7 protein-coding genes and 1 pseudogene are annotated in these 10,325 nt (G+C 70.1%); 4 read left to right on the top strand and 4 right to left on the bottom strand.

Annotated elements, in window-relative coordinates; all coding sequences use genetic code 11:
• Positions 1-188: 188 nt before the first annotated feature.
• Positions 189-431, bottom strand: a pseudogene (locus GA0115259_RS38940) (IS701 family transposase); the annotation flags it as partial.
• 52 nt (positions 432-483) lie between these two features.
• Between GA0115259_RS38940 and GA0115259_RS09970 the strand changes: the two are divergent.
• The 4 genes from GA0115259_RS09970 (at position 484) to GA0115259_RS38930 (ending at position 5,034) form a co-directional block, all read left to right on the top strand.
• The gene (locus GA0115259_RS09970) at positions 484-888 is read left to right on the top strand and encodes a growth inhibitor PemK (protein ID WP_093593967.1); all 405 of its coding nucleotides are present in this window, start codon (positions 484-486) and stop codon (positions 886-888) included.
• Between the two features lie 316 nt (positions 889-1,204).
• Positions 1,205-1,720: a hypothetical protein gene (locus GA0115259_RS42740; RefSeq protein ID WP_176732493.1), complete on the top strand. Its 516-nt coding sequence runs from the start codon at positions 1,205-1,207 to the stop codon at positions 1,718-1,720.
• A 480-nt stretch (positions 1,721-2,200) separates the two neighbouring features.
• On the top strand, positions 2,201-4,795 hold the full coding sequence (gene rph / locus GA0115259_RS09955; RefSeq protein ID WP_093593961.1) for a rifamycin-inactivating phosphotransferase: 2,595 nt from the start codon (positions 2,201-2,203) through the stop codon (positions 4,793-4,795).
• 92 nt (positions 4,796-4,887) lie between these two features.
• On the top strand, positions 4,888-5,034 hold the full coding sequence (locus tag GA0115259_RS38930) for a hypothetical protein (RefSeq protein WP_237539893.1): 147 nt from the start codon (positions 4,888-4,890) through the stop codon (positions 5,032-5,034).
• A 263-nt stretch (positions 5,035-5,297) separates the two neighbouring features.
• On the opposite strand, the gene GA0115259_RS09950 is transcribed toward GA0115259_RS38930, so the two are convergent.
• From GA0115259_RS09950 to GA0115259_RS09940, 3 genes are all read right to left on the bottom strand, one after another.
• The gene (locus GA0115259_RS09950; protein ID WP_093593958.1) at positions 5,298-8,708 is read right to left on the bottom strand and encodes a serine hydrolase; all 3,411 of its coding nucleotides are present in this window, start codon (positions 8,706-8,708) and stop codon (positions 5,298-5,300) included.
• Entirely contained in the window at positions 8,705-9,736 is a 1,032-nt protein-coding gene (locus GA0115259_RS09945; protein ID WP_093593955.1) for an ABC transporter ATP-binding protein, read from the bottom strand. Before GA0115259_RS09945 ends, GA0115259_RS09950 begins: the two co-directional genes overlap by 4 nt.
• Positions 9,733-10,325: ABC transporter ATP-binding protein (locus GA0115259_RS09940; protein ID WP_141716507.1), on the bottom strand; the 593-nt coding region annotated here is incomplete at its 5' end. The genes GA0115259_RS09940 and GA0115259_RS09945, both read right to left, overlap by 4 nt.

Here is a 10,325-nt window from a genome sequence, read left to right as displayed (position 1 = left end):
GCGGCCGGCACCCCACCGGTCCACGAGCGATCCGGCGAACGAGAAGGACACCAGGCGCGGTATCCACTGCACAACGAACGCGACGCCCGTCAGCGTGGTCGAGTTCGTGGTGAGGAGGACCAGAAGCGGGATCGCGTACGAGACCGTCATACTCGCCAGGCCGTCAGCGGCACGGATGAGATAAATTGGTGCTGCATGTCGTCCGGGGTGCTCTCTCCGGCCCACTCTGCGATGGTCCAGTAGTTTTTGCGCGGCAGGTCCGACAGCAGCCCGAGCACCAACCGCCCGACTCGACGTCGGGGTTCGACCCGTGCGAACCGGCCCGCGATCTGGGCCATCAGGCCCTCGAACGCCTCCTGCCAGCGGGCAGGGTCTAGGCTGTGACCTGCGGCCACCGCATGATCATCAACGGTGGCCGCACCCGTCTCCATAGCGTGTCAGGGTCGCGCAGCGTCTGTCTGCCGTCATGTGTCTGGAGGACTTGTGCGACGTGGCGAAGTCTGGTGGGTCCAGTTCGACGAGCGGAGGTTGGTCGTACTGCTGTCGGGAGACGGCCCGTCCGGGATCCGGGTGATGCAGGTCGTCGCTCCGGCGGGCGTCGACATCAGCGGTGTGGGCATCGAAGTGACGGTCGGCGCCGGTGAAGGACTGCCGTTCGACGGCGTGCTGCGGCTCGCGTTCCCGCGTCCGGGCTTCACCCCGTGCACGTGGCTGACCACTGTGTCCCGGGACGACCTGATAGAGCGGGCGGCCGTCCTGTCCTCCGTGAAGCTCAGCGAGATTGACGACGCCCTCCGACTCGCTGAACAAGCGCAGGAGCCTGCCCCGGCCACGACCGCGAAGCTCAGTGAGATAAGGGATGCCCTCCGTCGCGGTGAACTCGGGTAGACGGAGAAGGAGCCGACGCCCGCGACGGCGTGAGCGATCTCGGGCGAGATGATCGACGCTGGCCACCTGCTGCCTCGGCGCCCCTCACCACCGAGATCACGATCTACGGCTGGAGTACTTGGGTGCGAAAACGAGGTTGAGCCCCTCGCACAGGTCGCGGTTGCGTAGCAAGCGTTGCGAAGCAGCGGGCACCGACAGCAGATTGCGGGCTGGTCGGCGAGCGGCCGCACGGGTTCTACGACGGTCCCGGAACGACTCACTCGTCACTCTGGGTATCCCCATGCCAACTGCTCGCTTTATCAAGGGAGTTCGGCGAGTGCTGCCCAGTTTCGAGACGACGGTTGCCATCGTCAGCATCGCGGTCCCCACGGCAGCCTTCTTCTGGGAGTTCGCCGTCGTCGGACGCAAGCGGCTCGGCTACCGCGTGCAAATGGACGCGCTGGCTGCTGATGTGACCGACTCGCCGTACGCCGAGGTCCTGCGGAATATGCAGCACAACGGCGACAGGCTGGTCGACCCGTCGTTCGTGTTGCTGCGTGTTGAGAATGCGGGCTGGGCCGAGATCCGCCCGGAGGACTACATGACACCCGCCGACGACCCCAGTGGCGTACGAGTCACGTTCCGGGGCCGCCGGGTCGTGGGCGCCGTGGTGACCTTTGTGAGCCAGGACGAGCTACAGGACTTCTTCACTGAGCAGGCCGGTTTCGGCATCGGGGACCATAACGGCGCCGGCGTCATCAAGCTGCCGAAGGCGATGCTCAACTCCCGCCGCCCTGGGCCTTGTGGGTCGGGTGGTCGGTGCTGTCGAGGGCGAAGTGGCAATGGGCGGTGAACTGGGCCTCGATCCTGTTCAGCCAGGAGCTGTTGGCCGGGGTGCAGACGATCCCGGCGTATCGGCAGCCGCCCACGTCCAGCGGACGGCAAAAGACAAAGGCAAGGAGAGCTCTCTCCTTGCCACTCTCAACGTATAGCGCACCGGGGGGCTTGCGGCAAGACCCGGGTGGTGGCGCAAAATCGTCGGCCGAGGCCACAACCTGCGGAAATGGGGGCACGACGTGCGTGTGTTGTCGACGCATGGGGGACGCGGTGACGTCGAACCAGTGGTGGGACCGGCAGTGCGGGCGCGGGCGCTCGGGGCGGTGGTGCGGGGGTGCGCGCCGCCCGACTGGGCTGAGCGGTCGGCCGACTCGTCAGAGGGAGGGCAGCCGGAGACGAGGACGTGCCTGACAAGAGGTTCGACTGAGTTGGAGGCGCCGGTGATTCGATCGGCCGGCGCAGTGCAACGGGACACGGCTGCCTCGGAGGCATAGCGGTGATCGAGCAGTACGTGTGGGATCTTCAAGAGGTTGACGAGACGCAGGTCGCGGTGGTCGGCGGCAAGGGCGCGCACCTGGGCGGGCTGTCGCGGATCGAAGGCATCCGCGTGCCGGCCGGCTTCTGCGTGACGACGGACGCCTTCCGGCGGATCATGGCGGAAGCGCCGTCGATCGACGATCGGCTGTCGCGCCTGAACCCGGACGACCGGGAGGCGATCCGCACGCTCAGCGCGCGGATCCGCAGGACCATCGAAGGGATCGCCATCCCGGGCGATCTCGCGGCGGCGATCACCCGCGCGCTCGCCCAACTTGGCGAGCAGGCCGCCTACGCCGTCCGATCCAGCGCGACGGCAGAGGACCTGCCGACGGCCTCCTTCGCCGGCCAGCAGGAGACATATCTGAACGTCGTGGGGCCGGCGGCGATCCTGCAGCACGTCAGCCGCTGCTGGGCCTCGCTGTTCACCGAGCGGGCCGTGACCTACCGGCAGCGGAACGGCATCGACCACCGTACGGTCCACATGGCCGTGGTCGTGCAGCAGATGGTCTTCCCGCATGCGGCCGGCATCCTGTTCACGGCCGACCCCGTCACAGGCAACCGGAAGGTCGCCACCGTGGACGCCGGCTTCGGCCTCGGCGAGGCCCTGGTCTCCGGCCTGGTGAACCCGGACGTCTTCAAGGTGCGGCACGGCGAAGTCGTCGCAAAGACGATCGCCGTCAAACAGCGTGCCGTTCACGCCCTACCGGTCGGCGGTACGCAGGAAGTGGCGATCGACTCGCGGCGGCAGGAGCAGCCGGCGCTGACGGATGCGCAGGTCGTGCGGCTCGTGCAGCTCGGGCGGCGGATCGAAGCGCACTTCGGGAGCCCGCAGGACATCGAATGGTGCCTGGACGACGATGGCTTCCAGATCGTTCAGAGCCGGCCGATCACGACACTGTTCCCCATCCCCGAGACCGGCGACCAGGAGAATCACGTCTACGTCTCCGTTGGTCATGGGCAGATGATGACCGACCCCATGAAGCCCCTGGGGCTCTCCGTGTGGCAGCTGACGGCCATGGCGCCGATGCACGAGGCCGGCGGGAGGCTGTTCGTCGACGTCACCCGGCGCCTGGCCTCGCCCGCGAGCCGCGCCGGCCTCCTGGACGTCATGGGGAGAGGCGATCCGCTGATCAGGGACGCGCTGGAGACCGTCCTCGACCGCGACGATTTCGTCCCGTCGCTCCCGGACGCGGGTCCCGGCGGGCCGCGGGCCGGCGCGTCCGTCCCGATCGAGACCGATCCGGCCATCGTCACCGAGCTGATCGAGCGCAGCCAGACGTCCATCGCCGCCCTGGAACGCGACATCCGGACGAAGACCGGACCGGTGCTGTTCGACTTCCTGCTGGAGGCCTTCGAGGAGCACAAGCGAGTCCTCGGTGATCCGCTGAGCTTTCAGGTGATCATGGCGGGGATGGAGGCCACGTGGTGGCTCAACGACAAGCTGCGGGAGTGGCTGGGCGAGAAGAACGCGGCCGACACGCTCACGCTGTCCGCCCCCGACAGCATCACGTCGGAGATGGGACTGGCGCTGCTCGACGTCGCGGACGTGATCCGCCCGCAGCCGGAGGTGGTGGCGTTCCTGCAGGGCGTCGGGTACGTCGAGGACGCGGCCTTCCTGGACGAGCTGGCGAAGCTCGCGGGCGGGACCGAAGCGCGCGACGCCATCGAGGCCTATCTCGACCGGTACGGCATGCGCTGCGTTGGCGAGATCGACATCACGAGGCCGCGTTGGCGCGAGCGCCCCACCACGCTTGTGCCCGTGATCCTCGACAATGTCAGGAACTTCGAGCCGGGCGCCGCCGAGCGGCGCTTCGAGGAAGGCCGGCAGAAGGCGCAGAAGAAGGAACAGGACGTGCTGTCACGCTTGCGGGCCCTGCCGGACGGGGACCGGAAAGCCGACGAGGCCAAGCGAATGATCGACCGGGTCCGAACCTTCATCGGGTACCGGGAGTACCCGAAGTACGGCATCGTCAGCCGCTACTCCGTCTATAAGCAGGCTTTGCTGGAGGAGGGCGAGCGCCTCGTGCAGGCCAACGTGCTTCCTGAGAAGGAGGACATCTTCTACCTCACGTTCCAGGAACTCCACCATGTCGTGCGCTCGAACCAGGTGGATGACCAGCTCATCCAGCAACGCAAGGACGCGTTCCGGTCGTACCACGCGCTCATACCGCCCCGGGTCCTCACATCGGATGGCGAGGCTGTCACCGGGGCGTACCGGCGCGACGACGTGCCGGCCGGTGCCCTGATCGGCCTCCCGGTTTCCGCCGGGACCATCGAGGGGAGGGCCCGCGTCATCCTTGACATGGCGGAGGCCGAGCTTGAGGCGGGCGACATCCTGGTCACGACCCACACGGACCCCAGCTGGTCGCCGCTGTTCGTCGGAATCGCGGGCCTGGTGACGGAGGTGGGCGGCCTGATGACCCATGGCGCGGTGATCGCCCGGGAGTACGGCCTGCCGGCCGTCGTGGGCGTGGAGCAGGCCACCCGGCTGATCCGGGACGGGCAGCGGATCCGCGTGCACGGAACCGACGGGTACGTCGAGATCCTGCCGTGACCGACCACACCGAAGATCATCCCATGGCCCTTCTTGGGCTCACTTCGGCGATGTCCCTGACCCGGGTAGTCCCAGCGGATCGTTTGCGAGGGGTGACCGCCCTGGTAGATGTCTTCCTCGTGCTGACCGTGCTGCTCGGCGGCTGGTTCACCGGGCAGTGGATCTATGGCCCTCTCGAACTCGACCGGCTGCACCCCGGTTATTTCCTGCAGACCGTGGCGGGCGGACTGGTCGCCTAGGCCACCGCCGCCGAGGTCGGCCAGCGGCGGCCGGCCGAGGCGATGCTCGGCGCCAATTCAGGCCGACTTGTGCTGTTCGCGGGTCGCCGGTCGCGGGTCCGCCCGTCCCTGGGGCCCTGAAAACACGGGGAAGGGTCCGCTGACCTGGGGGCGTCATGTGGGACCGGGCACCGTTGAGGTGCCCGGTCCGTTGTCATTGCCGACGGGGTGTCAGCCGGTGCGCCCTGGCCCACCCCGGCAGGTAGCGCACAGGCCGCCCTTGGTCAGGAGACCTTCGGGGTCGCGCGTACACCGAGGTGTACGTACGGTTCCCCGGTCGGCAATGAGTAGAAGGTCACCGAGGTCCAGGCCTCGGATCCCGGCGCTCGGAACGCGAACAGCGTGTCGGAGACCGGCACCAGGTCGTACTCCTGCGTCTGTTCCGGTATCAGGTCGGCGAGCGAACCGGTAATGGTCTGGCGCAGGCGCAGCCCGTGTTCGCCGCGGAGCACCTCCAGACGTGTCGAGGCCCGCTCGTACACGCCGAGATGCCGTGCCGCGTCGACGGCGGGCGGTTCGGCGGCCGGCTCCAGCGGGTGCGGTACCGCGACGCCGGCGAGCTCGGCGAAGATCTCCCGGTACAGCTCGTCGTACAGGTCTCGCGGGCTTCCGCCGTTGGTGAGCAGCGTCACCGCGAGCCCCTGCTCGGGGAGCAGCCGCAGGAACGACGTCTGTCCGATCGTGCCGCCGTCGTGGCCGATGACCTGGTGGCCGTCCCAGTCGAACCGGATCCAGCCGAGGCCCCACGAGTCGCCGATGCTGTGCTTGTCGGGCAGGTCGGCGTGCTTCGCGGCCATCGCGTCCGCCGACGCGCGCGAGAGCACCCGGTCGCCGTTCGGGGCGAGGCCGCCGGTCAGATGCAGCCGGGCGAACGCCAGGACGTCCTCGGTCGCCGCGGTGACCAGCCCGGCCGGGCCCGCGATACGCGGGAGCATCCAGACGGGCGCGGGCCGCGGGTCGTCGTCGCCCGCCGCGACATGGCCGACAGCGGCGCGGAACAGCAGCGCCTCCTCAGGAAGCGTGACCGTGTGGTGCAGGCCGAGCGGGACGAACAGCCGCTCACGCATGGCGGCGTCCCAGCTCTTGCCGGTCAGTTTCTCGATCACCCGGCCGGCCAGGGTGAATCCGGAGTTGCAGTAGGAGAACGTCGCGCCCAGCGGGTGGTTCTGCTCGACATCCTTAAGGAGGTCGACATAGAGCTCCAGGCAGTCGTCGCCGCGGCCGGTGTCGGTGAACACGTCGCCGTCGATGCCGCTGGTGTGGGTCAGCAGATGCCGCATGGTCACCCGCTCGGCCACGTCAGGATCGGCGAGCCGTAGCTCGGGCAGGACGTCCGCGATCGGCGCGTCGAGGTCGAGCAGGCCCTCGTCGACCAGTTGCATCACGACGGTCGTCGTCCAGACCTTGGTGATCGAGCCGATCTGGAAGAGCGAGTCGTCGGTGACCTCCACACCGGTGTTCTTGTTCAGGACGCCGTAGCTCGCCCGTACCAGCTCGTCGGTGCCGCCGCCGGCGCCCAGCCGCAGGATGCCCAGTGCCGCGCCGGGAACGCGGTGGCGCCGCGCCAGTTCGTCCAGCCGGCGCTGCCAGTGTGCGGCGTCGATGGGCACCCGCGGCGCGCTCCCGCGCGGACCCGCGTACTGCTCCACCCAGTCGGCGACACGGCGGTTGAAGTCCACGCGGTGCGAAGGCGGCCCGTTGAGGACGAACAGGTGCGAACTCCCGGGGTAGAGCACCAGCCGGCTCGGTACGCCCCGCGCGCGCAGCGCGGTGAACCACTGCTCGGCCTGCCCGACGGGACAGCGCACGTCGTCGGCGCCGTGCACGATCAGTGTGGGCGTCCGCACCTGGTCGACCCGCGCGAGCGGTGACTGCGTCGCGTAGTCCTCCGCCGCCGCCCACGGTGTGCCGCCCAGTTCGCCGACAGCGAGGTAGTACCCGCTGTCGGACGTGCCCGCCATACTCGTCAGATCGCCGGCCACACCGCCCGCGACGGCCGCGGCGAAGCGGTTGTCGCGGCTGGTCAGATAACAGGTCATGAATCCGCCGTAGCTGTAGCCGGTGACGGCCAGCCGCTCGGCGTCGGCGACGCCCTCGGCGACGAGCTGGTCCAGTGGCTCCAGGAAGTCGAGGGCGTCGGCCACGCCCCACGCGCCGACCGCCGCGGTGAAGAACTCCTCGCCGTAGCCGTCGCTGCCGCGCGGGTTGAGCAGCAGCACCGCCCAGCCGCGTGCGGCCAGCGCCTGGTGGTAGAGGTGGACGGAGTCGGCCGTACCGTTCCAGGCGTTGTGCGGTCCGCCGTGGATGTCCAGCAGCAGCGGCAGCGGCCCGCCGCGCGCGGGATCGCGCACCAGCCAGCCGTGCACGACCGTGCCGTCGGAGATGGTGAACTCGCGCTCCTCGCGTACGAACAGCTCGACGTCGGCGGCGCTCGCGCCATGCCGCGTCAGCACGGCGACCGTCCCCTCGGCCGTCTCCTCGGCCGCGATCGTCGAGGACGGTACGGTCACGGTCGCGATCTCGCCGTACGACGTCGGCGTGGCGAGTACGACCGCCACCGTGCCTCCCGCGACGGACAGATCCGCGACGGTGTTTCCGGCGCCGCCGGCCACGAGCCACGGGGCGCCGCCGGCGAGGTCGACCGCGTACAGATGGGTGCAGCCCTGGTCGCGTACGCAGAACAGCACGCGGCCGGCCCCGTCCGCCCCGACGAGCTGCGCCGGCAGCCCGCCGGGATAGCCAGGGCCGCCCGGCATCACGTTGCGATCGAGGGCCGCCGTCAGGTCGACGGTGCCGCTCCCATCCAACGGCACCCGCAGCAGGCCGAGATGCCCGACCTCGGTGTCCTGGCGGCCGACGACGAGCAGCGCCGCGCCGTCGGCGGTCCAGCCGACCGTACCGACGATGCCCTCGCCCGAGCCGGTCAGGCGCGGCTTCGGTGAGCGCTCGGCCAGGTCGACGACGTACGCGCCCGACCGGAAGGTGAGGTCGGAGTCGGCTTCCGGCGCGCCCGGGAAGGCCAGCAGGCCGCCGTCGGGCGACCACGCGGGCCGGCCCGCGTGCCAGTCCCCGGAGGTGACCTGACGGATCTCCCCGGTGCCGATGTCAAGGACGTGCGCGTGGGTGCGTACGGTACGCAGCAGTCCGGCGCCGTCGGCCTTGAAGTCCAGCCGGTCGGCCACCACCGGCGCCTTTCCGCGACGCGTACGGACGTCGTCGTCCTCGCCGTCCGCCGCGTGGAGATCGACCGGCGCCGTGAACGCGATCCGCTCGCCGTCCGGGCTCCAGACCGGCGTGCCCGCGCCCAGCGGGAGCGTGGTGAGCTGCTCGGCCTCACCGCCCGCTGCGGGCAGGACCCAGAGCTGCGGAGCCGAGTCCCGCGCCCGCAGGAACGCGATCCGGCCGCCGTCCGGCGACCACGCCGGATCGGTGTCGGCCGTGCCACGGGTCAGCTGCCGTGCCTCGCCGCCCGTGGCGGCGATCTCCCAGAGCGCGAGCGCGTCCTTGTCGGCCTCGCGGTCCACGGTCCGCAGGACGTACACGATCCGGCTGCCGTCCGGTGAGACCGCGGGCTTCTCCGGAAGCGTGAAGTCGTACAGGTCGTCGATGCCCTGACGTCGGGTCTGCCGGGTCATAGCGGACTGCCTCCTTTGGATAGGGCGGATATGCCGAGATGTTCGCTGCCGCTTCCGGCGAAGTGGCAGGCCGCTCGATGGCGACGGCGGATCGTGCCGTCCGCCGGATCGGTGGTGGCGCAGACGGTCCGCTCCGGGTCGGCGAGCGGGCCGATCGGGCAGCGGGTGCGGTAGCGGCAGCCCGAGGGCGGGTGATGCGGATCGGGCGGTTCGATGTCGGCGAGACCGCTGTCGTCGCCCGCTGTGCCGGACGCGATGCCGCCCGCGATGCCGGACAGGCCGGTGTGCGCGGAGGGCGCGGCGGCGAGCAGGTCCTGTGTGTAAGGGTGCTGCGGGTCGGTGAGGACCTGCTCGGCGGGACCCGCCTCGACGATGCGGCCGAGGTACATGACGGCGACCACATCGCTGATGTAGCGGATCACGGCGAGATTGTGCGAGATGAACAGCATCGACAGGTCCAGCCGCCGCTGTACGGAACGGACCAGGTTCAGTACGGCGCCCTGCACCGAGACGTCCAGCGCGGACGTGATCTCGTCGGCGATGAGCACGTCCGGCTGCCCTGCCAGCGCACGGGCCAGGGCCACGCGCTGACGCTGGCCGCCGGAGAGGTGTCCGGGCAGCACGCCGGTACGGTTGGGATCCAGGTTGACCAGCTCCAGCAGCCGGGCCACTTCGGCGCGCCGGCCGGCCTTGTCGGCGTGTGCGCCGCGCGGCATGGCCTCGGTGATCGACTCGCCGATGCTCATACGCGGATCGAGGGAGGAGTACGGGTCCTGGAACACCATCTGGAGCGGCCGTCTCCGCGGCAGGCGCCGTACGTCGACACCGTCGAGCAGCACCCGGCCGGAGCTGACCGGCGACAGCCCGACCGCGGCCCGCGCCAGCGTCGACTTGCCCGAACCCGACTCGCCGACCAGCCCGACCACCTGTCCGGCCGGGACGGTCAGGCTGACACCGTCGACCGCGGTCAGGCCGCCGCGTCTGCCGCCGTAACGCACACTCACCTCGTCGAACACGAGCTCGCTCATTCGGTACCTCCGGAGGCGACGGTTTCCCGGCCGGACTCACGCCCGGCGTCCTCGGCGACTTCGTACGGATGCCAGCAGGCGACCCGATGCCCTTGCCCGACGCGCGCCGGCACCGGGTCCTCCGCGAGGCATCGGTCCGTGGCCCGCGGGCACCGGGCGGCGAACGCGCAGCCCACGGGCGTCTCGGACGGCTCGGGCGGGCGGCCGGGAATCACCGCCAGCGGCGCGTCACGGTCGGTGTCCAGCTCCAGCGTCGCGGCCAGCAGGGCCCGCGTATAGGGGTGTCGTGGAGCGGATGTCAGGTCGGCGGTCGGCACGTCCTCCACGATCCGCCCGGCGTACATCACCAGCATCCGGTCGCAGTTCTGCGCGACGACCGTGATGTCGTGGCTGATCAGCAGGATCGCCGCGTTCTCGGCCTCCCTCGTCCGTGCCAGCAGGCGCAGCAACTGCCGCTGCACGGTGACGTCCAACGCCGTCGTGGGCTCGTCCGCGACGATCAGCCGCGGCTGCCCCATCAGTCCCATGCCGATCATCGCGCGCTGCCGCATCCCGCCGGAGAACTCGTGCGGATACTGCCGCGCCCGCC

The organism is Streptomyces sp. MnatMP-M17 (assembly GCF_900091995.1).
Classification (GTDB): Bacteria; Actinomycetota; Actinomycetes; order Streptomycetales; family Streptomycetaceae; genus Streptomyces.
Note: the sequence above shows the minus strand (reverse complement) of the source record. Positions and strands in the feature narration are given on the sequence as shown.

Excerpts from the sequence above, each read along its gene's own strand:
- GA0115259_RS09950 (WP_093593958.1), bottom strand. The coding sequence starts at position 8,708 with ATGACCCGGCAGACCCGACGTCAGGGCATCGACGACCTGTACGACTTC.
- GA0115259_RS09945 (WP_093593955.1), bottom strand. The coding sequence starts at position 9,736 with ATGAGCGAGCTCGTGTTCGACGAGGTGAGTGTGCGTTACGGCGGCAGA.